The organism is Streptomyces spiralis, assembly GCF_014654675.1.
GTDB classification, from domain to species: domain Bacteria; phylum Actinomycetota; class Actinomycetes; order Streptomycetales; family Streptomycetaceae; genus Streptomyces; species Streptomyces spiralis.
Map to the genome: position 1 here is coordinate 77,118 of NZ_BNBC01000015.1, position 25,385 is coordinate 102,502.

The 25,385-nt window shown below is 70.2% G+C and carries 20 protein-coding genes and 1 pseudogene; 14 read left to right on the forward strand and 7 right to left on the reverse strand.

Going from position 1 to position 25,385, the window contains the following annotated elements; genetic code table 11:
* Window positions 1–47: 47 nt before the first annotated feature.
* The 3 genes from IE318_RS17490 to IE318_RS17500 form a co-directional block, all read right to left on the reverse strand.
* Window positions 48–923 (reverse strand): DUF4429 domain-containing protein, encoded by an 876-nt coding sequence (locus IE318_RS17490; protein WP_189901390.1) that lies wholly within the window; start codon window positions 921–923, stop codon window positions 48–50.
* Window positions 924–989: 66 nt separating this feature from the next.
* Window positions 990–2,207, reverse strand: a complete 1,218-nt coding sequence (locus IE318_RS17495; RefSeq protein ID WP_189901393.1) for an alpha/beta hydrolase — start codon at window positions 2,205–2,207, stop codon at window positions 990–992.
* Window positions 2,208–2,448: 241 nt separating this feature from the next.
* A complete protein-coding gene (locus IE318_RS17500) occupies window positions 2,449–3,129 on the reverse strand; it encodes a TetR family transcriptional regulator (protein WP_189901395.1) in 681 nt (226 codons plus the stop codon).
* 122 nt (window positions 3,130–3,251) lie between these two features.
* Here IE318_RS17500 and IE318_RS17505 point away from each other — a divergent pair, with 122 nt between their 5' ends.
* Both IE318_RS17505 and IE318_RS44930 read left to right on the forward strand, forming a co-directional pair.
* A complete protein-coding gene (locus IE318_RS17505; RefSeq protein WP_030169739.1) occupies window positions 3,252–4,865 on the forward strand; it encodes an MFS transporter in 1,614 nt (537 codons plus the stop codon).
* A gap of 289 nt (window positions 4,866–5,154) precedes the next feature.
* Window positions 5,155–5,466, forward strand: a complete 312-nt coding sequence (locus IE318_RS44930; protein WP_229903564.1) for a small hydrophobic protein — start codon at window positions 5,155–5,157, stop codon at window positions 5,464–5,466.
* Between the two features lie 24 nt (window positions 5,467–5,490).
* On the opposite strand, the pseudogene IE318_RS17510 reads toward IE318_RS44930, so the two are convergent.
* Window positions 5,491–6,237 (reverse strand): annotated as a pseudogene (locus IE318_RS17510) (potassium channel family protein); the annotation flags it as partial.
* Between the two features lie 71 nt (window positions 6,238–6,308).
* On the reverse strand, window positions 6,309–9,065 hold the full coding sequence (gene aceE / locus IE318_RS17515; protein WP_189901397.1) for a pyruvate dehydrogenase (acetyl-transferring), homodimeric type: 2,757 nt from the start codon (window positions 9,063–9,065) through the stop codon (window positions 6,309–6,311).
* Window positions 9,066–9,480: 415 nt separating this feature from the next.
* Here aceE and IE318_RS17520 point away from each other — a divergent pair, with 415 nt between their 5' ends.
* The 6 genes from IE318_RS17520 to IE318_RS17545 all read left to right on the forward strand — a co-directional run bounded on the left by IE318_RS17520 (window position 9,481) and on the right by IE318_RS17545 (window position 14,123).
* Window positions 9,481–9,918, forward strand: a complete 438-nt coding sequence (locus tag IE318_RS17520) for a DUF3052 domain-containing protein (RefSeq protein ID WP_030169728.1) — start codon at window positions 9,481–9,483, stop codon at window positions 9,916–9,918.
* 239 nt (window positions 9,919–10,157) lie between these two features.
* Window positions 10,158–10,616: a peroxiredoxin gene (locus IE318_RS17525; protein WP_030169725.1), complete on the forward strand. Its 459-nt coding sequence runs from the start codon at window positions 10,158–10,160 to the stop codon at window positions 10,614–10,616.
* A gap of 157 nt (window positions 10,617–10,773) precedes the next feature.
* Window positions 10,774–11,349 (forward strand): TerD family protein, encoded by a 576-nt coding sequence (locus IE318_RS17530; protein ID WP_030169722.1) that lies wholly within the window; start codon window positions 10,774–10,776, stop codon window positions 11,347–11,349.
* A 126-nt stretch (window positions 11,350–11,475) separates the two neighbouring features.
* Window positions 11,476–12,054, forward strand: a complete 579-nt coding sequence (locus IE318_RS17535) for a TerD family protein (RefSeq protein ID WP_030169719.1) — start codon at window positions 11,476–11,478, stop codon at window positions 12,052–12,054.
* A gap of 51 nt (window positions 12,055–12,105) precedes the next feature.
* Window positions 12,106–13,254 carry a DUF475 domain-containing protein gene (locus tag IE318_RS17540; RefSeq protein ID WP_030169716.1) on the forward strand — a complete coding sequence of 383 codons (1,149 nt, stop codon included), beginning with the start codon at window positions 12,106–12,108 and terminating at the stop codon, window positions 13,252–13,254.
* 131 nt (window positions 13,255–13,385) lie between these two features.
* A complete protein-coding gene (locus IE318_RS17545) occupies window positions 13,386–14,123 on the forward strand; it encodes a TerD family protein (RefSeq protein ID WP_189901399.1) in 738 nt (245 codons plus the stop codon).
* Window positions 14,124–14,132: 9 nt separating this feature from the next.
* Here the strand turns inward: IE318_RS17545 and IE318_RS17550 are convergent, their stop codons facing one another.
* The gene (locus IE318_RS17550) at window positions 14,133–14,903 is read right to left on the reverse strand and encodes a TerD family protein (protein WP_030169708.1); all 771 of its coding nucleotides are present in this window, start codon (window positions 14,901–14,903) and stop codon (window positions 14,133–14,135) included.
* 199 nt (window positions 14,904–15,102) lie between these two features.
* On the opposite strand from IE318_RS17550, the gene IE318_RS17555 reads away from it, so the two are divergent.
* From IE318_RS17555 to IE318_RS17565, 3 genes are all read left to right on the forward strand, one after another.
* The gene (locus IE318_RS17555) at window positions 15,103–16,272 is read left to right on the forward strand and encodes an HpcH/HpaI aldolase/citrate lyase family protein (protein WP_189901401.1); all 1,170 of its coding nucleotides are present in this window, start codon (window positions 15,103–15,105) and stop codon (window positions 16,270–16,272) included.
* 62 nt (window positions 16,273–16,334) lie between these two features.
* A complete protein-coding gene (locus IE318_RS17560; protein ID WP_189901403.1) occupies window positions 16,335–18,791 on the forward strand; it encodes a phosphoribosyltransferase in 2,457 nt (818 codons plus the stop codon).
* Window positions 18,791–19,603, forward strand: a complete 813-nt coding sequence (locus tag IE318_RS17565; RefSeq protein WP_189901405.1) for an HAD family hydrolase — start codon at window positions 18,791–18,793, stop codon at window positions 19,601–19,603. Before IE318_RS17560 ends, IE318_RS17565 begins: the two co-directional genes overlap by 1 nt.
* A gap of 44 nt (window positions 19,604–19,647) precedes the next feature.
* Here IE318_RS17565 and IE318_RS17570 read toward each other — a convergent pair whose 3' ends face one another.
* Window positions 19,648–19,878, reverse strand: coding sequence for an FmdB family zinc ribbon protein (locus tag IE318_RS17570; protein ID WP_030169696.1), 231 nt, complete (start codon window positions 19,876–19,878; stop codon window positions 19,648–19,650).
* 532 nt (window positions 19,879–20,410) lie between these two features.
* Between IE318_RS17570 and IE318_RS17575 the strand changes: the two genes are divergently transcribed.
* The 3 genes from IE318_RS17575 to IE318_RS17585 all read left to right on the forward strand — a co-directional run bounded on the left by IE318_RS17575 (window position 20,411) and on the right by IE318_RS17585 (window position 25,365).
* Window positions 20,411–22,642, forward strand: a complete 2,232-nt coding sequence (locus IE318_RS17575; RefSeq protein ID WP_189901530.1) for a transglycosylase domain-containing protein — start codon at window positions 20,411–20,413, stop codon at window positions 22,640–22,642.
* Window positions 22,643–22,774: 132 nt separating this feature from the next.
* The gene (locus IE318_RS17580) at window positions 22,775–24,061 is read left to right on the forward strand and encodes a polysaccharide deacetylase family protein (protein ID WP_189901407.1); all 1,287 of its coding nucleotides are present in this window, start codon (window positions 22,775–22,777) and stop codon (window positions 24,059–24,061) included.
* 119 nt (window positions 24,062–24,180) lie between these two features.
* Window positions 24,181–25,365 (forward strand): amidase domain-containing protein, encoded by a 1,185-nt coding sequence (locus IE318_RS17585; protein WP_189901409.1) that lies wholly within the window; start codon window positions 24,181–24,183, stop codon window positions 25,363–25,365.
* The last annotated feature ends 20 nt before the right edge of the window (window positions 25,366–25,385 follow it).

Here is a 25,385-nt window from a genome sequence, read left to right on the forward strand (position 1 = left end):
TGAGCGTCCACACCCGTCCGCCGGCGAGCCGCACCCGCCGGAGCGAGCTACAACTCTGCCAGGAGTTCCGCCTTCTTCACGGTGAACTCCTCGTCCGTCACCAGGCCTGCCTGGTGGAGTTCGCCGAGGTGGCGGATGCGGTCGGCGATGTCGGCGGGGTCGCGGCGCGGGGCCGGGACCGGCACCGGGGTCGCCGCGCGTACCGCGGCCAGTACCGCCGCGGCGAACGGCAGCGACTCGTGCACCGGCCCGTAGCCGAGGCCGAACACGACCGCGGCCGGATCCTGGTCCGGCTGCGGTCGCTGGGCCTGCTGCACGGTGTGCCCGGCGGTGCCCTGCGTGGTGCCCGTGGCCCGTCGTAGCAGCCGCAGGTGCCCGTCGAAGACCTCCGGCGAGCGCCACTCCACCCCGCTCAGTTCGCCGACCGGAAAGCTCTGGTCGCCGGCCTTCCACTTCGCCGAGGACGCCCCGGTCCACGACCAACGGAACCGCACCGCCGTGCCGTCGAAGGACGCCTTGCCGTCGTAGGCCTTGAACTGCTGCGGCGCCCCCGGCGCGGCCACCAGGTGGTGGTCGGCGGGGCCGGTCTCGGTGATCCGTGTGCGCAGTTCGTCGGCGTAGTACTCGGCGAGCGTCTCCCGTTCGGCGGGCAGCACCAGCCGATAGGGGTCGCAGCCCTCCTTGAGCTGTCCGTCGGCCGCGTCCATCAGCGGATCGGCGCCCGGACGGGGCTCGGCACGCAGGACCACGGTCCCGCGCCGGCCCGGAGCGAGCGTGACCCGCGCGAGCGCGGCCAGGGGCACCCGGCGCTCGCCGAGTGCCTGGAAGAGCTTCGGTGTCCGTATCCCCCGTTCGTAGCGGATGAGCACGGAATCGGACTCGAACTCCCAGGCAGCGTGAAATCCGGTCAGTACGTCACCCATGCGGCTCATCGTAGGCGGCACGAGCTTCCGCGTCCCTCCTCGCGCAGACCGCACTTCCTGCTGTCTCTACGCGCGTCCGGCCGTCGTCGTGGCGGACAAACCCGCCCGGCATCCGTCGTTGTCATGGGCGCACCGCACGGACTCGTACGAGCCGACGCCGATCTCGGCGAAGTTGGTCAGGCTGTCGGTGCCCGGCTCGAAGTAACCGGCGTGGCCCTCGGCCTCCTGGGCCGACAGCACCCGCGCCCCGAACGCGTCGGAGACCGGGTCGGCTCCGTGGCCGAGGCCCCCGAGCTCCATGTACGGCACGTCCCGGATCCAGTCGGTGGCGTCCCGCATCGCCCACACATGCGCGTCGGTGCGCAGGTGGGAGGCCTTCCGCACCCGCATGCCGGGGCTCGCGGCGACCGCTATGTCGGTCACGCGGTGCGGCAGTTCGTGCGCCGCCAGCCCGCAGACCACCGAGCCGTAGCTGTGGCAGAACAGGGCGACGGGGGAGCGGCCGGGCAGCCCGCCGAGCATCTTGTTCAGCCGCTGGGCGCCGTCCTCGGCGCGCATCGCGGTGGCCGCGTCCACGCCGAGCCCGCTGGGCGCGGTGTAGTCGGCCCAGGCGATCACGGCCGTACGCGTGCCGGGGGACGCCGTGCGCTCGGCCGTGTAGAGCGACTTGGCCATGCCGTACGGCGCCGAGTACGGGCGGTAGGTCTTGCGGAAGGTGAACAGGTCGGTGTCCACACCGGGGACGACGACCGAGACCCGCTCGGCCTTCGTCAGGTCGCCGAAGACCTCCGCGACCCGGCCGGAGCCCTCGGGGTCGAAGGCGAGGATGTGGCGGTCCTTGGCCGTCAGCGCCGTGAAGCGGTGCATACGGCGGCCCGCGTCCTGCTGCCCGGCGGGGGTGAGCCGGCTGTCGTGCATGCGTTTGAGTTCGACCTTGCGTGCCTGGTCGAGCGCGATGCGGTTGGCCTGGTAACGCAGCCGGACGGGAGCGCCGTTCATGTTGCCGACCGCCAGCGGATAGCGGTGGGCGAGCCGGGCGCGGTCCTGGGCGCCGAGCGAGGCGAAGAAACGCGTCAGCAGGGCGGGGGCCGCGTCGGGGTCCGGCAGCCGGTGCCCGTGCAGCCGTCCGTGCTCCCACGCGGACAGCGACGCCTGGAGAGCGGTGGACCCGCGGTGGCCGCGCACGGCGGTCCAGCCGGTGGTCGCCAGCATCACGAAGACCACGGCCAGTGCGAGCAGCGCGCGCCAGACATTGAGCTGCGGGGAGGTGTCGAAGGAAGTCACTGGGAGGACACACTAGGAGAACGAGCCGGTCTCGCGTTAACCGAGTGACGGGGATCACGTTTTGAGGGACGTGACGGGAGTCTCAGTCCCCCCGCCTTCCGTACACGTGTTCAAGATCGGCTGTCCGTACGGCAGTTCGGCGGCTGCGGTCGCCCCCGCGTAGGCCGTGCGTTCGCCCCCGCCATTGCCGCGCCGTTGCCCCGCGGGCGCCCTGCGGACGCACCTGTGTGAGGCCCGCCACTCAACCGCCGCTGCCGGAAGGTCCGGTGGCCCGCCAGTTCCCGGTCAGGGCCGGTCCCATCTGGTCGAGGTACGCGGCCGTGAGCGCCCGGATCCCCTCCAGGCTGAGGTCCTCGCTCGTGCTCCACTGACGCCCCGTCACCCGCATGACCCCGCCGAACGCGGCCGTCAGCAGGCGCGGGCGCGGGTCGGTGTCCACGTCGAGGCCCTCACGCGCGGCGAGCAGGCGCGCCAGCTGCTCCTCGGTCTCCACCGAGCGGCGCAGATGCGCGGCGAGCAGGGCTGGCGTCGACTCGATCGCCCGGAACATGCGCAGGTGCAGTTCGAGGGGGACGAGGCTCATGATGGCCTCGCCGATCCGGTCCCAGTTGTCCAGCACCGCCCGGCGCAGCGCCTCCAGCGGGGCCTCGTGGGGCGGACGGGCGCGCAGGGACTCGAGGAACTGCTCCTCCACCATGTCCTGCACGGCGAAGGCGGCCTCCTCCTTGCCCGGGAAGTAGCGGAAGAAGGTGCGCTGCGAGACGTCCACGGCCTCCGCGATGTCGTCGACCGTCGTCTGCTCGTACCCGCGGGTGGTGAACAGTTCCAGCGCGGCCCGCAGCAGTGCGTCCCGGGTGCGCTGCTTCTTGCGTTCGCGTAGCCCTGGGCGTGGCGCCGCCTCGGCGGCCCCCACCGTCTCCATCAACGTCTCCGGCCCTCCCGGTGAACTGTTTCCCCTGTTCAGACTATAGGGGTGCTACATGTCAGTTACCGACTTGTGAATCCGTTTGTCTTTTGTCAGTGGCTGACATTAGCCTCGAATGTATGACTAGTCAGACCATCGAATCGACAGGGCCGGGGGACAAGGCGCCAGCCCCGTCGGACCCCGCGCCGCCCCAGGGCTTGCGCGGGCACCCGTGGTTCACCCTGATCACCGTCGCCGTGGGCGTCATGATGGTGGCCCTCGACGGCACCATCGTGGCCATCGCCAACCCGGCCATCCAGAAGGATCTGCACGCCAGCTTCGCCGACGTGCAGTGGATCACCAACGGCTACTTCCTGGCTCTCGCGGTCTCCCTGATCACCGCGGGCAAGCTCGGCGACCGCTTCGGGCACCGGCAGACCTTCCTCATCGGCGTGACCGGCTTCGCCGCCGCCTCCGGGGCCATCGGCCTGTCGAACAGCATCGCGATGGTCGTGACCTTCCGCGTCTTCCAGGGCCTGTTCGGCGCGCTGCTGATGCCGGCCGCGCTCGGTCTGCTGCGGGCCACCTTCCCGGCCGAGAAGCTCAACATGGCCATCGGCATCTGGGGCATGGTCATCGGCGCCTCCACCGCGGGCGGCCCGATCCTCGGCGGTGTCCTCGTCGAGCACGTCAACTGGCAGTCGGTGTTCTTCATCAACGTGCCCGTCGGCGCCCTCGCCCTGATCCTCGGGCTGATCATCCTGCTCGACCACCGCGCCGAGAACGCGCCGCGCTCCTTCGACATCCCCGGCATCGTGCTGCTCTCCGGGGCGATGTTCTGCCTGGTCTGGGCCCTGATCAAGGCGCCGAGCTGGGGCTGGGGCGACGGCCGGACGTGGACGTTCATCGCCGCGTCCGTGCTCGGCTTCGCCCTCTTCGCCTTCTGGGAGACGAAGGTGAAGGAGCCGCTGATCCCGCTCGGGATGTTCCGCTCCGTCGCGCTGTCCGCGGGCGTCGTCCTGATGGTCCTGATGGCCATCGCGTTCATGGGCGGCCTGTTCTTCGTCACCTTCTACCTCCAGAACGTCCACGGGATGAGCCCGATCGACGCCGGTCTGCACCTGCTGCCGCTCACCGGCATGATGATCGTCGGTTCGCCGCTCGCGGGCGCGCTGATCACCAAGCTCGGCCCGCGGATCCCGCTGGCCGGCGGCATGCTCGCCACCGCCGTCGCCATGTACGGCATGTCCACCCTGGAGACGGACACCGGCAGCGCCACCATGTCGCTCTGGTTCGCCCTGCTCGGCCTCGGTCTGGCCCCGGTCATGGTCGGCGCCACCGAGGTCATCGTCGGCAACGCGCCCATGGAGCTGTCCGGCGTGGCCGGCGGTCTCCAGCAGGCCGCGATGCAGATCGGCGGCAGCCTCGGTACGGCCGTGCTGGGCGCCGTGATGGCGTCCAAGGTCGACAACGACCTGGCGGGCAACTGGAAGGACGCCGGGCTCCCGCCGCTCACGGCCGCCCAGGCGGACCAGGCCTCCGAGGCCGTCCAGGTCGGCGTGGCGCCGGTGCCGAAGGGTGTGCCGGAGGCGGTCGCGGCGAAGATCACCTCCGTCGCGCACGACACGTTCATCTCCGGCATGAGCCTGGCCTCTCTCGTCGCCGCCGGTGTCGCGGCCGTGGCCGTCCTGGTCGCGCTGCTCACCAAGCGCGGGCAGAACGCGGAGGCGGGCGCGGGCGTCGGCCACATCTGACGCACCCGGCCGGCGGACCTCCGGTTCCGTCGGCCGCGGTTCGCCCATCAGGGTGACGCTGCGCAGGACGGCTCGCCCCCGGAGCGCGCGGCAGGTCACAGTGGGTCACGTCCTGCGCAGGGGACGGAGGACGACCGTCTGCGGCGCGCTGCTGGAGGGGGGCAGCGCGCAGGCAGCGGACGCGGTCCGCACATCGGTCAAGGGGTGCGAGGCATGAGCTCCGGAACCGGGGTACCCGCATACATGAACCCCGACAGAACCCCAACCAGACGCGGGGTTCGAGGAGTTGATGATGACGGGCTTCGGACACGGAACGCGCGCACACCCCCGTTCACGTGGCCGGACGTGGTCACGGAACAGGCCGGACAGCGCGACGCTCGGGATCATCGGAACCGTCTGCGCGATCGCCGGATTCTTCGCGCTGGGCATCGTCCTCGGCCCGGTGGCGGTCGTCTGCGGATGGCTGGCGATGGGCCGCAGTTGGGCGGGAGTCGACCGCTCGGTCCCGGCCCTGGTCGCCCTCGTACTGGGCGCCATCGACACGCTCATCGCCGTCATCTCGCTGGCGGGAGCGGCCACCTGGGGCAACGGCATGTTCTGATCCCGGGCGGCCGCGAACAGGGCCTCCGGCCGAAGGCCGGGGGCCCTCCTTCGAGTTCAGGGCCATCACCTCGGCCCGGAGCCTGCGCACCTCCTCGGCCAGTTCCTCGATGGCCTCCGTCTGCCGGCGTTCGACGACGTCGTCGCGCTCGAAGCGGGCGATGAACCATGCCGCGATGTTCGCGGTCACCACACCGAGCAGCGCGATCCCGGCCAGCATCAGGCCGACGGCCAGCATCCGCCCCAGGCCGGTGGTCGGCGCGTGGTCGCCGTAGCCGACGGTCGTCATCGTCGTGAACGACCACCACACCGCGTCACCCAGCGTCTTGATGTTCCCGTTCGGCGAGTCCCGCTCCACCGACAGCACCGCCAGCGACCCGAACATCAGCAGCCCGACCACGGCCCCGGCGACATACGTCGTCAGCCGGATCTGCTCGGCCATCCGCGCCCGCCGCCCCACCAGCATGAGCGTGGACACCAGGCGCAGCAGCCGCAGCGGCTGGAGGATCGGCAGCACCACCGCGCACAGGTCCAGCCAGTGGCCCCGTACGAACTCCCTGCGCCGCCGGGCGAGTCCGAGCCGCATCAGGTAGTCGGCGGCGAACGCGCCCCAGACCACCCACTCCACCACGGTGCAGGCCAGCGTCACCGGCCGGCTCGCGGAGCTGTGCACGATCGGCACGGCGTAGGCCGCGGCGAACGCCAGCGCGAGCACCAGCAGGGGCCGCTGCGTACGCCGTTCCCAACGGGCCTGTGCCGACAGATCGTCCATGCCCGCATCGTAGGTCCGGCCCGGAAGGGGCGCGGGGAACCGTGTGACCGATCCCCACGCGCCCCGACCTGCTACGCGTCGCCGCCCGCCGCGCCCGGGTGGGCCGCCGTGACGTCGAGGACCTGGTAGCGGTCGATGGCCTGCTTGAGCACCGACCGGTCGACCTTGCCCTGGCGGGCCAGCTCGGTCAGCACGGCCACCACGATCGACTGGGCGTCGATGTGGAAGAACCGCCGGGCCGCCCCCCGGGTGTCGGCGAAGCCGAAGCCGTCGGCGCCCAGCGACTGGTACGGACCCGGCACCCAGCGGGCGATCTGGTCCGGCACCGACCGCATCCAGTCGGACACGGCCACGAACGGGCCCTCGGCCCCGCTCAGCTTCCGCGTCACCCACGGCACCCGCTGCTCCTCCTCCGGGTGCAGCAGGTTGTGCTCCTCGCAGGCCACGGCCTCGCGGCGCAGTTCGTTCCAGGAGGTCGCCGACCAGACGTCCGCCTTGACGTTCCAGTCCTCGGCGAGGATCCTCTGCGCCTCCAGGGCCCACGGCACCGCCACGCCGCTGGCCATGATCTGCGCCGGGATCTCGCCGTCCGTGCCCGGGGCGATCCGGTGGACGCCCTTGAGGATGCCCTCGACGTCCACGTTCGCGGGCTCGGCCGGCTGCCGGATCGGCTCGTTGTAGACGGTCAGGTAGTAGAAGACGTCCTCGCCGTGCGGGTGCCCGGGGTTCTCGGCCTCCCCGCCGTACATCCGGCGCAGGCCGTCCTGCACGATGTGCGCGATCTCGTAGGCGTACGCCGGGTCGTACGCCACGCACGCCGGGTTCGTGGAGGCGAGCAGCTGCGAGTGGCCGTCGGCGTGCTGGAGCCCCTCACCGGTCAGAGTCGTACGTCCGGCGGTCGCGCCCAGGACGAATCCGCGGGCCAGCTGGTCGGCCATCTGCCAGAACTGATCTCCGGTGCGCTGGAAACCGAACATCGAGTAGAACACGTAGACCGGGATCAGCGGCTCGCCGTGGGTGGCGTAGGCCGAGCCCGCGGCGATCAGCGAGGCGGTGCAGCCCGCCTCGGAGATGCCGTCGTGCAGCATCTGCCCGGTCGGCGACTCCTTGTAGGCGAGCAGCAGATCGCGGTCCACCGACTCGTACTGCTGACCGAGCGGGTTGTAGATCTTCGCGCTCGGGAAGAACGAGTCCATGCCGAACGTGCGGTACTCGTCCGGCGCGATCAGCACGAACCGCCGGCCGAGCTCCTTGTCCCGCATGAGGTCCTTCAGCAGCCGCACGAACGCCATGGTGGTGGCGATGGCCTGTTGGCCGGAGCCCTTCTTCACGGACGCGTACGCCTTGTCGTCGGGCAGGGCGAGCGGCTCGGCGCGCACGATCCGGGTCGGGACGTAGCCGCCGCACCCCTTGCGGCGGTCGTGCATGTACTGGATCTCGTCCGTGTCCCGGCCCGGGTGGTAGTACGGCGGCGGGCCGGACTCCAGCTCCCGGTCGGAGATCGGCAGGTGCAGCCGGTCCCGGAAGCGCTTGAGGTCGTCGACCGTGAGCTTCTTCATCTGGTGCGTGGCGTTGCGGCCCTCGAAGTTCGGGCCCAGCGTCCAGCCCTTGACCGTCTTGGCCAGGATCACCGTGGGCTGGCCCTTGTGCTCCAGGGCCGCCTTGTACGCCGCGTAGATCTTCCGGTGGTCGTGACCGCCGCGGCCCAGGTGCAGGATCTGCTGGTCGGTCATGTTCTCGACCATCTTGCGCAGCCGGTGGTCGTCGCCGAAGAAGTGCTCGCGGATGTAGGCGCCGGACTCGGTGGCGTAGGTCTGGAAGGCGCCGTCCGGCGTGGTGTTCATCTTGTTGACCAGCACGCCGTCGCGGTCCTGGGCGAGCAGCGGGTCCCAGGTGCGGTCCCAGATCAGCTTGATCACGTTCCAGCCGGCGCCGCGGAAGACCGACTCCAGCTCCTGGATGATCTTGCCGTTGCCGCGCACCGGGCCGTCCAGGCGCTGCAGGTTGCAGTTGACCACGAAGGTCAGGTTGTCCAGGCCCTCACGGGCGGCGATGGACAGCTGGCCGAGCGACTCCGGTTCGTCCATCTCGCCGTCGCCCAGGAACGCCCACACGTGCGAGTCGGAGGTGTCCGCGATGCCGCGCGCGTGCATGTACCGGTTCATCCGGGCCTGGTAGATCGCGGCGATCGGGCCGAGGCCCATGGAGACCGTCGGGAACTCCCAGAAGTCCGGCATGGAGCGCGGGTGCGGGTAGCTGGACAGGCCGTAGGGCGCCTTGGACTTCTCCTGGCGGAAGCCGTCCAGGTGCTCTTCGCTGAGCCGGTCCAGCAGGTACGCGCGCGCGTAGATGCCCGGTGAGGCGTGGCCCTGGAAGAAGACCTGGTCGCCGCCGCGGCCGTCGTCCTTGCCGCGGAAGAAGTGGTTGAAGCCGACGTCGTAGAGCGAGGCGGAGGAGGCGAAGGTGGCGATGTGGCCGCCGACGCCGATGCCGGGGCGCTGGGCGCGGGAGACCATCACCGCGGCGTTCCAGCGGGTGGCGTTGAGGATCTTGCGCTCGATCTCCTCGTTGCCCGGGAAGAACGGCTCGTTCTTGGTGGGGATGGTGTTGACGTAGTCGGTGCTGCGCATCTCCGGCACGGCCACGCGCCGCTCGCGGGCGCGTTCGATCAGCCGGAGCATGAGGTAGCGGGCCCGTTCCCGGCCTCGCTCGTCGACGGCGGCGTCGAGCGAGTCGAGCCACTCCTGGGTCTCCTCGGGATCGAAGTCAGGAACCTGACTCGGAAGGCCGCCAATGATGATCGGGTTTCGATCGGATCCGGAAGCCACGCTGTTCCTTACCTGTCAGAGGGCTGACATATCTGGGGTGGTTCTGGGGGTATTTTCTGGACTTTCCCTGGGTTCCAGTGGGTTTGCCTGTCTGTGCCTGCACCGTTCCCCATCGTGTACCTGGCGTGAGTCGCACGTCATCTCTACTGCTCGGTAACCGGAGGATTCCTGCTGGTTCTCCTGCCCGCCGGGGGTTCTCAAACACGCAAAAGCGGGCAGAAGGGTGTGGTGTGAGTCACCGCTGATCGCGATACGGTGTCAGGAGTTGCGGCGACACAGCCGGGAACGTCACCGTTTCGGCGGTCCGGACCGCCGGGTACTTGCGCGATCCGGCCCGCCCGTGTGGACTACGGCCAATGCTTCGCGCACGCGCGTGGCTGAAGACCCATATCGCAACACCATCAGGAGGCAACCCGTGAGCGCGACCGCGGACCACGCGGAGGAGCGGACTAACCCGGCCGCCAGGCTGGGATTCCAGCCCGGGCAGGTGGTCCAGGAGATCGGCTTCGACGACGACGTCGACCAGGAGCTCCGCGAGTCCATCGAGGAAGCGATCGGCAGCGAGCTCGTCGACGAGGACTACGACGACGTGGCCGACGCCGTGGTGCTGTGGTTCCGCGACGAGGACGGCGACCTGACGGACACGCTGGTCGACACCCTCGGCTTCCTCGACGAGGGCGGTGTGATCCTGCTCCTGACGCCGAAGACCGGCCGGGACGGATACGTCGAGCCCAGCGACATCGGCGACGCCGCGACGACGGCGGGACTGTCGCAGACCAAGAGCGTCAGCGTGGGCAAGGACTGGAACGGCACCAGGCTGCTGACGCCGAAGGCCGCGAAGTCCAAGAAGTAGCGGCCCGGCACGAGCGCCGGCCGGTCCCGGGCCGCGGACGCGCCGCCATGCGGCGGACGTCCGCGGCCCGGAAACCGGAAACCGGGAACACGGACGTCCGGAGACCCGCGGACCCGACGCGCCCGGACCCGTCGTGGCGGCGGACGGGTCGACTCACCCTCGGCCCGTCCGCGGGCCCGCGGTGGGTGCTGCGTAGGGTGGTCTCACCCGAACAGTCCCACCGAAGGGAAAGCAGGACGATGGCGATCCAGGTCGGCGACAAGGCACCCGACTTCGAGCTCAAGGACAACCACGGCCGCACCGTGAAGCTGTCCGACTTCCGCGGTGAGAAGAACGTGGTGCTGCTCTTCTACCCGTTCGCCTTCACCGGCGTGTGCACCGGCGAGCTGTGCGCGCTGCGCGACAACCTGCCCAAGTTCGTCAACGACGACACCCAGCTCCTCGCCGTCTCCAACGACTCCATCCACACCCTGCGCGTCTTCGCCGAGCAGGAGGGCCTGGAGTACCCGCTGCTGAGCGACTTCTGGCCGCACGGCAACACCTCGCGCGACTACGGCGTCTTCGACGAGGACAAGGGTTGCGCCGTGCGCGGAACCTTCATCATCGACAAGGACGGCATCGTCCGCTGGACCGTCGTCAACGCCCTCCCCGACGCCCGCGACCTGAACGAGTACGTGAAGGCCCTCGAGACCCTCTGAGCCTGGCGTGGCCGGGGTTCGGGGAGGGGAATCGACACCTGGGATTCTTCGGTTGCGGGGCCTGCGTGGGGCGGGAACCCCTCACTAGGATCGACACGTTGATCCCATATCCGATGCACGACGGGGCTCCCCGCCCCCGGACACCAATGGAGGACTCGTGGGAGTCAGCCTCAGCAAGGGCGGCAACGTATCGCTGACGAAGGAGGCCCCGGGCCTGACCGCGGTCCTCGTCGGTCTGGGCTGGGACGCCCGCACCACCACCGGCACCGACTTCGACCTCGACGCCAGCGCGCTGCTGCTGAACAACTCCGGGAAGGTCGGCAACGACCAGAACTTCGTCTTCTTCAACAACCTCAAGAGCCCGGACGGCTCGGTCGAGCACACCGGCGACAACCTCACCGGTGAGGGCGAGGGCGACGACGAGGTGATCAAGGTGAACCTCGCCGCGGTCCCCGCCGACGTAGAGAAGATCGTCTTCCCCGTCTCGATCTACGAGGCGGAGAACCGCCAGCAGTCCTTCGGCCAGGTCCGCAACGCCTACATCCGCGTGGTGAACCAGGCCGGCGGCGCGGAGATCGCCCGCTACGACCTCAGCGAGGACGCCTCCACCGAGACGGCCATGGTCTTCGGCGAGCTCTACCGCCACGGCGCGGAGTGGAAGTTCCGCGCCATCGGCCAGGGCTACGCCTCGGGCCTGCGTGGCATCGCCCAGGACTTCGGCGTCAACGTCTGAGCCGACGTCCCGCGCGATCGAACATCCGCACAACAGAACGCCTGATCGTCCGGCGCCGCGTGTTTCCACGCGGCGCCGGACGCGCAGGAACCCACACAGGCACCATCCCCGGGGAGGACCAGCATCATGGGCGTCACGCTCGCCAAGGGGGGCAACGTCTCCCTGTCCAAGGCCGCACCGAACCTGACCAACGTCATGGTCGGGCTCGGCTGGGACGCGCGCTCCACCACCGGAGCGCCCTTCGACCTCGACGCCAGCGCGCTGCTGTGCTCCGCGGGCAACCGGGTGCTGGGCGACGAGTGGTTCGTCTTCTACAACCAGCTCAAGAGCCCGGACGGCTCGGTCGAGCACACCGGCGACAACCTCACCGGTGAGGGCGAGGGCGACGACGAGTCGATCCTGGTGGACCTCACCAAGGTGCCGCCGCAGTGCGAGAAGATCGTCTTCCCGGTCTCCATCCACATGGCCGACGAGCGCGGACAGACCTTCGGCCAGGTCTCCAACGCCTTCATCCGCGTCGTCAACCAGGCCGACGGCCAGGAGCTCGCCCGCTACGACCTGAGCGAGGACGCCTCCACCGAGACCGCCATGATCTTCGGCGAGCTCTACCGCTACCAGGGCGAATGGAAGTTCCGGGCGGTGGGACAGGGGTACGCCTCCGGTTTGCGCGGCATCGCTCTAGACTTCGGAGTCAATGTTTCGTAAAGCCGGGTACGGCGACGGGGGAGACCCGTACACATACGGATTGGGTAGCCAGTGCTTCTGAAAACCTTCGGCTGGTCGTTCGCGATCACCGCGCTCGGCCTCGTCGCCGCGTTGTTCTACGGGGGGTGGACCGCCTTCGGGGTGGTGGCGATCCTCGCCATCCTCGAGATCTCGCTGTCGTTCGACAACGCAGTGGTCAACGCCGGAATCCTGAAGAAGATGAACGCCTTCTGGCAGAAGATCTTCCTCACGGTCGGCGTTCTGATCGCGGTCTTCGGGATGCGGCTGGTCTTCCCCGTCGTCATCGTGGCGATCACGGCCAAGATGGGCCCCATCGAGGCCGTCCACCTGGCGTTCAGCGACAAGGACCGCTACCAGCAGCTGGTCACGGACGCCCACCCGGCGATCGCGGCCTTCGGCGGCATGTTCCTGTTGATGATCTTCCTGGACTTCATCTTCGAGGACCGGGACATCCAGTGGCTGCGCTGGATCGAGCGCCCGCTGGCCAAGCTCGGCAAGGTCGACATGCTGTCGGTCTGCATCGCGCTGGTCGTCCTGCTGATCACCTCCTTCACCTTCGCCACCCACGCCCACCAGCACGGCGGCGCGCACGTCGACAAGGCGCAGACGGTCCTGATCGCCGGCATCGCCGGTCTGATCACGTACATGGTCGTCGGCGGCCTGTCCGGCTACTTCGAGGACCGGCTGGAGGAAGAGGAGGAGCGCGAGCACGAGGAGGAGGAAGAGGCCGCCCGCGAGGGCAAGCCGCGCTCGGCCGTGAAGCTGGCCGGCCAGGCCGCGTTCTTCATGTTCCTCTACCTGGAGGTCCTGGACGCGTCCTTCTCCTTCGACGGCGTGATCGGCGCCTTCGCCATCACCAACGACATCGTCATGATGGCCCTCGGCCTCGGCATCGGCGCCATGTACGTCCGTTCCCTCACGGTCTACCTGGTCCGCCAGGGCACCCTCGACGACTACGTCTACCTGGAGCACGGCGCCCACTACGCGATCGGCGCCCTGGCCGTGATCCTCATGGTCACCATCCAGTACGAGATCAACGAGGTCATCACCGGCCTGGTCGGCGTGATCCTCATCGCCTGGTCCTTCTGGTCCTCGGTGCGCCGCAACCGGGCGCTCGCGGCCGAGGAAGGAAAGGCGACGGGCTCCGGCGAGAAGGCCGAGGTCTCCTCGGGGGTGTGACACCCCCCGGCAGGAGGAACGCTTCTGAGCGGGGCGGCCGACGAGGACGACGGCGATCCGAGCCGGGTCCCGGGGCCGCCCCGCTGCGTACGGGGCGGGGGCGGCGAGAGCGGTGAGGCTGGGGGCGGGAGATGGGATTCTTCGACGGTCTGCTGGGCGGACGCGCGTCCGAGTTCGACTCGGGCAGCGCCGCGTCCAACGCGATCGAACTGACCAAACGGCACCACCAGGTGTCTCTGACCAAGCAGGGCGCCGCCACCGGGCATCTGCGCATCAACCTGACCTGGCGGATGCGCACCTCCGACATCGGCGGCTCGGCCCGGCAGAGCCTGCTGCGCCACCCGTTCAAGGCGCTGAAGCCGCCGGAGGTGCTCGGACACAGCCAGTCGATGGTCAACGTCGACCTCGACCTCGGCTGCCTGTACGAGCTGACCGACGGCACCAAGGGCGTCGTCCAGCCGCTCGGCGGCTTCCTGGGCGACGTGAACGCCCCGCCATACGTCAAGCTCAGCGGCGACGACCGGTTCGGCTCCGCGTCCGGTGAGACGATCTACGTCAACCTCGACCACCGCGACGCCATCAAGCGCCTGCTGGTCTTCGTCTACATCTACGACCAGACCCCCGCCTTCGACCGCACCCACGCGATCGTCACGCTCTACCCGAGCAACGGCCCCCGCATCGAGATCGGCCTGGACGACCGCCAGCCCCAGGCCCGCTCCTGCGCGGTCGTCCTGATCGAGAACATCAAGGGCGAACTCGTCGTCCGCCGCGAGGTCAAGTTCGTCTACGGCTTCCAGTCGGAACTCGACCGCCTGTACGGCTGGGGCCTCCAGTGGGGCCGGGGCTACAAGACGAAGGCGGACAGGTGAGCGCTCACCTCACCGCCCGATGAACTGTGGCCCCTGCGGCGGCAGGCGGAACTCCGGGTCGGGCACCACCGCGACGGCCGGCGGATAGCCGTACCCCGACTGCGGATACCCGTACGCGGGCTGAGCCGGAGCCGCCACCACCGCCGGCGCCACCGCCGCGGTGGCCTGCTGCGGCGGATACCCGTACGAGGGCTGCTCCGGCGGCAGCGGCTGCGCCACCGGCGCCTCCGCCTCCTCGCCCTCGTCCACCGAGATCCCGAAGTCCGTGGCAAGCCCCTTCAGCCCGTTCGAGTAGCCCTCGCCCAGCGCGCGGAACTTCCACCCCTCACCCCGCCGGTACAGCTCCCCGCAGATCAGCGCGGTCTCCTGACCGGTCTCGGGCTTGATGTCGAAGTACGCCAGCGGCTCCCCGTCCGCGACGGCCGCGTCGTACAGCAGGATGCGCAGCGCCCGTACGCGGTCGAAGGTGACGCCGTCCGCCGAGGCGACCACCAGGATCCGGCCGACCCCGGGGTCGACGCCCGCGAGGTCCGTCTGGACCGTGTCGGTCATGCCCTCCGCGATCCGCCGCTTGCCGAGCCGCCACACCTTCCCGGAGGGGTGCCGGGGCTGGTTGTAGAACACGAAGTCCTCGTCGGAGCGCACACGACCGTCGGACCCCAGGAGCAGCGCCGAAGCGTCGACGTCCGGCACCCCCTGGCCGGGCGTCCACCGCACCACGGCCCGTACCGTGGCGGCGTCCAGCGGGACGTTCGACCCCTTCACCATCGCGTGCGTCATGCGGTCATCCTGCCCTCTCCGTCCTGGCCACGACAACGCGGGGTCCGACGCGGATCCCGCCTGCTTTACCAGAAGTTCATGCCCGGCGGGAACCTCTGAAACTGATTTGTACGTACTATTACCGGCCACCTTTCTTTCGAAGGACCGGGCGGTCCAGCCGTTCCGAACCGGCCACTCGCCATCACCACGGGGGAGCTTCATGCGTCACTTCGGGCACCTCGCTCCTGAGGTGCGGCAGCACCTCTTCCACCGGGAGCCGGGGGAGTTCACCGCCGACTCCCCGGCCCGGCTGCTCTCCGCCGCGCTGGGCGCCACGCTCTACAGCCCCGCCACCCGCCCGCGCCTGGCCGACGACATCCTCAAGCAGGCCGCGCGCGGCGTGGTCTCGATGGTGCTCTGCCTGGAGGACTCGATAGACGACGCGGACGTGGAGCACGGCGAGGAGAACCTCGTCCGGCAGTTCGCCGAGCTGGCCGCGCGCCCCGGCGGCGCCGACCTGCCCCTGCTGTTCATCCGGGTCCGCGCCGCCGAGCAGATACCCGACCTGGTGCGCCGGCTGGGGTCGTCCGTGCGGCTGCTGTCCGGATTCGTGCTGCCGAAGTTCACCGGGGAGCGGGGCCTGCCCTTCCTGGAGGCGCTGCAGGCCGCCGAGACGGCGAGCGGACGCCGGCTGTTCGCCATGCCGGTGCTGGAGTCCCCCGAGCTGCTGTACCGCGAGTCGCGGGTGGACACCCTGGAGGGCATCTTCCGCGCGGTCGACAAGTACCGCGACCGGGTGCTGGCGCTGCGCCTGGGCGTCACCGACTTCTGCTCGTCGTACGGCCTGCGCAGGGCCCCGGACATGACGGCCTACGACGTCCAGGTCGTCGCCTCGGTGATCGCCGACGTGGTGAACATGCTGGGCCGGGCCGACGGCACCGGGTTCACGGTGACCGGCCCGGTGTGGGAGTACTTCCGGGCGCCGGAGCGGATGTTCAAGCCGCAGCTGCGGCAGAGCCCCTTCCTGGAGGTGCAGGCGGTCGAGCTGCGCGCGAGACTGATCGAGCACGCGATGGACGGGCTGCTGCGGGAGATCTCCCTGGACCAGGCCAACGGGCTGCTGGGCAAGACCTGCATCCACCCCTCCCATGTCCTGCCCGTGCACGCGCTGTCGGTGGTCAGTCACGAGGAGTTCAGTGACGCGGCGGACATCCTGCGGCCGGAGCGGGGCGGCGGGGGAGTGCTCAGGTCGGCGTACACGAACAAGATGAACGAGGTGAAGCCGCACCGCGCCTGGGCCGAGCGGACCCTGCTGCGGGCGGAGGTCTTCGGTGTCGCGAGGGAGGACGTCGGCTTCGTGGAGCTGCTCGCCGCCGGAATCCCCGACTGACCCGCTGCGCACCGCGGCCGACGACCCTCGCCCACCCACCACAGGGAATCCACAGGAAACGCATGAACCGCAGGAACACGGCAGGAAACGACGGAGTCTGGTCCGGCACCTGGGTCGCCGAGCGGCTCGGGGTCGAGCTGCTGGGCGGCGAGGAGCTGACCGGCCTGCTGGGGCTCGCGCTGCGCCGCAACCCCAAGCGGGCGCACCTGCTCGTGTCCAACGTGCTCGGCAAGCACGTACCGCAGTCGCCGTCGGTGGTGTACGGCCACGGATTCGCGCTGGGCCGCCGGGTGCGGGAGCTGCTGGGCGAGCCGGAGGCCGCCACGGCGGTCGTCCTGGGCTACGCGGAGACCGCGACGGGCCTCGGCCACTCGGTCGCCGACGGCCTGGGCCCGGCCACCTACCTGCACTCCACGCGCCGCCCCGTCCCCGGCCTCGCCCCGGCGGGCGGCTTCGAGGAGTCCCACTCGCACGCCACCTCGCACCTGCTGCTGCCCGAGGACCCGGCGCTGCTGTCCGGGGACGGCCCGCTGGTCCTCGTGGACGACGAGTTCTCCACCGGCAACACCGTCCTGAACACCATCCGCGACCTGCACTCCCGCCATCCGCGCCGGCGGTACGTGGTGGTCGCCCTGGTCGACATGCGCTCACCGGCCGACACCGCTCGCCTGGACGAGTTCGCCCAGGAGATCGGCGCCCGTGTGGACCTGGTCGCGGCCGCCTCCGGGACCGTACGCCTTCCCGACGGCGTGCTGGAGAAGGGACAGGCGCTGGTCGCTCGGCACGAGACGGCCACCCTGCCCGCCCAGCGCACCCGCGGCCGCGTCACCCGAGTCGACCTGCGCTGGCCCCGCGGCGTGCCCGACGGCGGCCGGCACGGGTTCACGCCCGGGCACCGGGACCGGCTGGAGCGCGCCCTGCCCGACATGACCGCCCGGGTCGCCGAGGCGCTGCCCGGGACCGCCCGCCGGGTGCTGGTCCTCGGCTTCGAGGAGCTGATGTACGCGCCGCTGCGGCTCGCCCGCGAGCTGGAGCAGGTCGTGGCCGCCGAGGTGCGCTACTCCACCACGACCCGCTCCCCGGTCCTCGCGGTCGACGACCCCGGGTACGCGATCCGCACCCGCCTGGTCTTCCCGGCGCACGACGACCCGGCCGACGGCCCCGGCGAGCGCTACGCGTACAACGTGGCAGGGGCGGGCTTCGACGCCGTCGTCGCCGTCGTCGACTCGGCCGCCGACACCCCCGCGCTGCACGCCCCCGACGGCCTGCTGGCCCAGCTCGCCGGGCACACCCCGCACGTCCTGCTCGCGGTCGTACCGTCCTACGTCCCCGCCCCCGCACCCAGCCCCGAAAGGCCCCGTATGCTGCCCGAGCCCCTCCGCGGCCCCGCCTTCTCCTCGTACGCGCCCGAGGAGGTCGGCTGGCTGCTGCAGGACCTCTCGGACGTGACGCTGGAGGCGCCGACCGAGGAGCGCGAGGAGGCGATCCAGAGCGGCGGGGCGCACTACGCCGAGTCGCTGCCGGTGGAGTACCAGCCCAGCGAGCAGTACCAGGAGCTCTTCCAGGCGGCGCTCGACGCCTCGGCGGACCGGATCGCGCGGGCCGTCGGCGCGGTCACCGAGACCGTCCTCGCCGAGCGGTCGCCGCGGCCCGTCCTGGTCTCGCTCGCCCGCGCCGGCACCCCGGTCGGTGTGCTGATGCGCCGCTGGGCCCGGTTCCGGCACGGCCTGGACCTGCCGCACTACGCCGTGTCGATCGTGCGCGGCCGGGGCATCGACGCCAACGCGCTGCGCTGGCTGGCCGACCGGCACGACCCCGCGGACGTGGTCTTCGTCGACGGCTGGACCGGCAAGGGGGCCATCACCCGGGAACTCGCCCAGGCCGTCCGGGAGTTCGAGGAGAAGGAGGGGATCACCGGCTTCGACCCGGAGATCGCCGTGCTCGCCGACCCGGGCTCGTGCGTACGCACCTACGGCACCCGGGAGGACTTCCTCATACCCTCCGCCTGCCTGAACTCCACCGTCTCCGGGCTGATTTCGCGCACCGTCCTGCGCGCGGACCTGGTCGGCCCCGACGACTTCCACGGCGCGAAGTTCTACCGCGAACTCGCCGGCGCCGACGTCTCGGGCGTCTTCCTCGACACCGTCTCCGCCCGCTTCCCGGAGGTGGCCGACGCCGTCGAGCAGGCCGCCAAGGAGCTGCTGTCCGCCGACCGCACCCCGACCTGGGAGGGCTGGGCGGCGGTCGAGCGGATCAGCGAGGAGTACGGCATCCACGACGTGAACCTGGTCAAGCCGGGCGTCGGGGAGACCACGCGGGTGCTGCTGCGCCGGGTGCCGTGGAAGATCCTCGCGTGGTCCGGGGCGGGCGCCGACCTGGACCACGTACGCCTGCTGGCCGAGCAGAGAGGGGTTCCGGTCGAGGAGGTGGACGAACTGCCGTACACCTGCGTGGGTCTGATCCACCCCCGCTACACGCGCGGTGCGACCGGCGCCGACGGCAAGGCGGTGAACGGCTGATGCCGGTGGTGGTGGCGAGCGACCTCGACCGTACGCTCATCTACTCGTCGGCGGCGCTGGCGCTGACCATGCCGGACGCGCGGGCGCCACGGTTGCTGTGCGTGGAGGTGCACGAGAGCAGGCCGCTGTCGTACATGACGGAGACGGCCGCCCAGTTGCTGACCGACCTCGGGGACACGGCGGTGTTCGTGCCGACCACGACCCGCACCCGCAAGCAGTACCTGCGCATCAACCTGCCGGGTCCGGCGCCGGCGTACGCGATCTGCGCCAACGGCGGCCATCTGCTGGTGGACGGGGTGTCGGACGCCGACTGGCACCGGCGGGTCACCGAGCGGCTGGCCGGCGAGTGCGCGCCGCTCGCCGAGGTGCGCGAGCATCTGCTGCGCACCGCCGACCCGGTGTGGGTGCGCAAGCACCGGGTCGCCGAGGACCTGTTCGCCTATCTCGTCGTGGAGCGCGAACTGCTCCCCGAGGACTGGGTGAAGGAGCTGGGCGCCTGGGCGGAGAACCTCGGCTGGACGGTCTCCCTGCAGGGCCGGAAGATCTACGCCGTACCCAAGCCGCTCACCAAGAGCGCCGCCGTCCGTGAGGTCGCCCGCCGCACCGGCACCGACCTGGTGCTCGGGGCGGGCGACTCGCTGCTGGACGCCGATCTGCTGCTGGCCGTGGACCGCGGCTGGCGCCCCGGTCACGGCGAACTGGCCGACACGGGCTGGACCGCACCCGGCATCAGCGCGCTGCCCGAGCGCGGGGTGCTGGCCGGGGAGCGGATCGTACGGGAGTTCCTCAAGGCCACCCGGGCGCCGCGGTAGGCCGTACGGGACCGTCCCACCGAGCCGTACGGCCGGACCGGTCGTCAGCCGCCGCAGCAGCCCCCGCCGCAGCACCCTCCGCCGCCACCCGCGCCGCCGGACCGGGGCGCTGCGGAGGGGGCCGTCGCCGAGCCGCCCACCGCGACCGTGGACAGCAGCTTGACGGTGTCGTCGTGACCGGCGGGGCAGGCCGCCGGAGCGGCGGATTCCGCCATGGGACGGCTCAGTTCGAAGGTGTCGCCGCAGCTCCGGCAGCGGTACTCGTAGCGAGGCATGGCTCCACATTAACGGGAGTGACCAGACGCACAGAGATCTGTGTTTCTTGTGTGTTCGTTTCTGTCCCGTTCTCATGCGGAGATATTGAAAAGACGGCTGATAATTTTGTACGGCCGCGAGAGCCGCGAGGCGGCTGGGAGTGATGGGGGCTGGCGGCCGCGTGTGCGGCAGCTGTGTCGACCCGCGCGAGCAACACGGAGTGCGGAGGGAGACGCAGTCGTGACCGAGGCAGGGCAGGGGGAGGGCCTTCCGGAGGAAGGCCGCCGGTCCGGTGAGCGCCGCGTCGCGCCCGGGGGAGCGCCCGACGACGGCGCGCCGCCGCCGGCGGACGCGACGATGCAGCTGAACGTCGACGCCCTGCGCAAACAGCAGAACCCGGCGAAGCCGGAGGCCGTTCCGTCCCGGCCGGACGAGACCATGCAGTTGAAGGTCGAGGCCCTGCGCAAGCAGCAGAACCGGGAGAAACCGGCGAACCCGGCGAAGCCGGCGCGGCCGCAGGCCGAGGCCGCAGCGCCCCGGCCGGACGAGACCATGCAGCTCAAGGTCGACACCCTCCGCAAGCGGCCGCACGAGACCATGCAGCTGCACATCGTCCGGCAGCGGACCCCCGGCCGGAGCACCGGTCAGGCGACCGACCCGACGAACGGCCAAGCTGCTTCGCCCGCCGGCCGGCGGGCCGACCGCCGCAAGCCGCGCAGCACGAAGCTCGCCCTGCCCCCGGCCCTCGCCCGGCTGAGGACCGAGGCCGGACGGCGCCTCGCTCCGGTCACCCGCCGCCTGGCGCCCGTCGCCGCGGTGGTCGCCCCGTACGCCCGGAAGCTGAAACCGGTCTACCCGCGCCCCGGCCGTACCGGCTGGCGCCGCTGGATGCCCTCCTGGCGGCAGTGGATCGGCATCGTCTTCTCCACCATCGGCCTGACCGGCCTGTTCCTGGTCGTCGCCTACGCCGCCACGGACATACCGCAGAACCTGAACACCTACGCCACCCAGCAGGACAACGTCTACTTCTGGTCCGACGGCACCCCGATGGCCCGCACCGGCTGGGTGCAGCGGCAGGCGATGCCGCTGAAGGACATACCCGAGGACGTCCGCTGGGCCGTCCTCGCCGCCGAGAACGAGAGCTTCTACAGCGACCCGGGCATCTCCTTCAAGGGCATCACCCGCGCCCTGTGGCGCACGGTCGGCGAGGGTGACACCGAGGGCGGCTCGACCATCACCCAGCAGTACGTCAAGAACGTCTACCTGACCCAGAACCAGACGGTCAGCCGCAAGTTCACCGAGGCGATGATCTCCCTCAAGCTCGACAACAGGATGAGCAAGGACAAGATCCTCGAGGGCTATCTCAACACCAGCTGGTTCGGCCGCGGCACCTACGGCATCCAGCGCGCCGCCCAGGCCTACTACGGCAAGGACGTCAGCGAACTCAACGTCAGCGAGGCCGCCTTCCTCGCCTCCCTGCTCAAGGGCGCCGGCCTCTACGACCCCACCCTGAACCCGAAGAACCACGACCGCGCCGTGGAGCGCTGGAGCTGGATCCTGGACCGCATGGTCAAGATCGGCAAGCTGTCGCCGGCCGAGCGCGTCCAGTACAAGACGTTCCCCGAGCCGCTCAAGCGCAACCCGCTGTACGACACCGGCCAGCAGACCGACTACCTGGTCGAACTGGCCTCGCAGTATGCGAAGAAGTCCGCGCACCTGTCCGACAAGGACTTCGACCTGGGCGGCTACCAGATCTACACCACGTTCGACCGCAAGCGGGAGGCCACGCTCACCGACGTCGTCACCAAGGCCCGCAAGGACGCGAAGGCGAAGGACCCGAAGGCGGCGAAGACCGCCCACTACGGTGCCGCCTCGGTGGCCGCCGACGGCCGCATCCTCGCCGTCTACGGCGGCCCCGACCACCGTACGCAGGGCTTCAACGAGTCCAACGCCTCCACCGTCCCGGCCGGTTCGGCCTTCCAGCCGTTCGTGTACGCGGCCGGCCTGCAGCACGGGGTCGTCAAACGGCGTGACGCGCCCCGCGAGCAGATCACCCCGGACACCGTCTACAACGGGGACGACGCCGTGCCCGTCACCACCCCCGAGGGGCCGTACTGGGACCGCAGCGGCCGCAAGGTCGCCGCGCACAACGACGGCAAGAAGTCCTACGGCCGGATCAGCCTGCGCAAGGCGCTCGCGCAGTCGGTGAACACGCCGTTCATGCAGCTCGGCATGGACACCGGCCTGGACCAGGTCAAGCAGACCGCCGAGGCGGCAGGGCTGCTGTCCTCCAGCATCGGCCCGCAGGTGCCCTCCCTGTCCCAGGGCAGCTCCACGCCGAGCGCGATCCGCATGGCCAACGGCTACGCCACCTTCGCCGCCGGGGGACTGCACACCGAGCCGTACTCGGTGCGGCGGATCACCCGCAACGGCTCGGCGGTACGGCTCGAGACCTCGGCCGCGAGCCGGGCGGTCAGCGCCCAGGTGGCCCAGCAGGTCACCGACGCGCTCGCCGACGCCTTCCGCACCGCCCACCCCGCCGCGGCCTCCGCCGCGGCCGCGACGCCCTCGACGGCCGTGGTGGCCGGCAAGGCCGGCACCACCGAGGACGACAAGGCCGCCTGGTACGTCGGCACCGCCAGGTCGGTGTCCACGGCGGTGGTCGTCTATCGGATGGATCTGGCGAAAAGCCTCGAACCACTGCCACTGAAGGGACTCGCGGGAACCACCGCCGACAGCGTTCCGTACTCCATATGGGCCGGCGCCATGGCACCGCTCGGCTGACCCCGGGCGGACCGCCGCACCGGCACCGGCCCCATCGACCCGTACGCCCCGCAACCGAAGACTCCCGCGGACCGCGCAGACCGTGCGAACCGCCGCAGCCCCCCCGCAGACACCCGCAGATTCGAGCCGCCCATGAAGCCGACCTCCGGCCGCCGCCGCAAGGCCCGCGCTCGCCGCCGACCCACCCACCCGCAGTTCCTCACCCTGGCGGCCCTCCTGGTCGTCGCCTCCGTCGTGGCGGGCTTCCTGGCGCTCACCCGCCCCGACTCCACCACGCCGACCGCCTCCGCCGGCTCCAAGGGCGGCGCCAGGAGTCCCTCGCCGACGGCGACCAAGGAGCCGAAGTGGGACGGCAGGACCCATGTGCTCGGTGACGGCTCCACCTCGTACACGGGCCCGCAGAAGGGCGAGTTGAAGCCCGAACCGCTCAAACCGGGTGAAAAACCACCGCAGTTCGTGGTGTTCTCCTGGGACGGCGCCCTGGAGGGCAGTGACCACCTGTTCTCGCACTACCGGGAGATGGCCCAGGAGTACAACGCCCACATGACCTTCTTCCTCACGGGCATCTACCTGCTGCCCAAGAGCAAGAAGTCCCTCTACCACGGCCCGATGCACTCGCCGGGCGACGCCGCCATCGACTACGCCACCGACGAGCACATACGCGAGACCCTGGAGCAGCTGCGCCTCGCCTACGACCAGGGCAACGAGATAGGCACCCACTTCAACGGCCACTTCTGCGGCGCCAAGGGCGGCGGCGACTGGAGCGTCGAGGAGTGGAAGAGCGAGATCGACCAGTTCTACTCGTTCGTGGAGAAGTGGAAGACCAACACCGGCTTCACCGACATCCCCCCGCTGCCCTTCGACTTCAGGAAGGAGGTCACCGGCGGGCGCGCGCCCTGCCTGGAGGGGCAGCCCAACCTGCTGAAGGCCGTCAAGGACTACGGCTGGCGCTACGACGCCTCCTCGCCCGGCGACTTCCAGATCTGGCCGGTGAAGAAGAACGGCATCTGGGACTTCCCGCTGCAAATGCTGCCGTACGAGAACGGCAAGTTCCAGGGCCTGTCCATGGACTTCAACTTCCTCTACAACCAGTCCGACGGCGAGACCAAGGGCGACCCGGCCAAGTACCCGCAGTGGGAGCAGCAGACCGTCGACTCCTACATGGCCGGCTTCAACCGCGTCTACTACGGCAGCCGCGCCCCGCTGTTCATCGGCAACCACTTCGAGGACTGGAACGGCGGCATCTACATGAAGTCCATCGACCAGGTCGTCAAGAACGTCTGCACCAAACCGGGCGTCAAGTGCGTGTCGTTCAAGGAGCTCGCGGACTGGCTGGACGTTCAGAAGCCGGAGACGCTGCAACGGCTGCGCGCCCTGGATCCGGCCCAGTCCCCCGACTGGTCACAGGTGGTCAAGTGACGTCAAGTGGCCCCTATAACCCCTTGGTTCCACTTGTGCACACCCTCTTCACACCCGCCTCGCGCGTCATGCGAAGATGCGACCGCCCGGTAGGTGTACCGGCGTAGAGGGGAACATCATTGAAATCAAGAAAACTGAGCCGTAAGCGGCGCCGCACCACCATAGTCACGGCCGCGGCCGCCTCGGTGGTCGCCGGCGTGGCCCTGGTGCCCAACTGGAGCGCGGGCGCGGCGGTCACCGACGACCCGACGGTGGACGCGGCCACCAAGGCCACCTTCCAGAAGCTCGCCGACGCGGTCTTCACCGACCGCACCCAGGCCCTGGTGGACAACACCGAGAGCGGCCGGTCCGGGAAGCAGGACAAGCAGCTGACCTCCCGCTTCTCCGGCAAGGTCCGCCTGTCCGGCACGCAGTCGCGCACGGAGGACTCCGCGCTGTCCCAGCTGCGCGGCCGCAAGTCCCGCCTGGCGCAGCTCGGCGAGAAGTACAGCTCGGCCAGCACCAGCGTGACCCTGGACGCCACGCAGGTGAAGGGCCGCAAGGCCAAGGTCGCCGTCACCGAGACCACGACCCTGACGTACGAGAAGGTACGGGGCGACGAGCCGAAGACCACCGGCTTCCAGGCCCACCACGAGCTGTCCTTCCAGGCCGACAAGCACGGCAACTGGCAGCTGACCGGCATCCGCGACACCGACGACGGCGTCGCCGTCAACCAGGTCGCCAGCCCGACCGTCGCCACGCCGGACACCGGTGACGACACCCCGCCGGTGGCGCCGCGTGCCTCGACCTCGCGCAGCGCGCCGGCCAAGGCGAAGAACCTGACCTCCGGTACGTACGACTACAAGGCGATGGCCGCGTACGCGAAGAAGTACTGGAGCAGCTACAACCCGGCGTACCCGAACTTCAACGGGCAGGGTGCCGGGGGCGACTGCACCAACTTCGTCAGCCAGTCCCTCAAGGCCGGCGGCTGGAAGCACGTCCCGGGCTACACCAACGACTGGCACAACTGGTTCGGCACCGCCGACATCCAGTCGGACTCGTTCGTCGGCGTCAACGAGTTCTCCTGGTTCGCCCTGTCCTCCAAGCGGGTCACCAGCCTGCCGTACGTCTACCAGCTGGACGTCGGTGACGTCCTGCAGATGGACTTCAACCGGGACGGGTCCAAGGACCACTCGATGATCGTCACCTCGCGCGTCTCGGGCGTGCCCTACGTGTCGTACCACTCCACCAACACCTACAACCGGTCGGTGGCGAGCCTCATCGCGTCGTACCCGAACGCGTACTACTACGCCTACCGCACCTGAGCGGTGTTCTCACGGGGGTG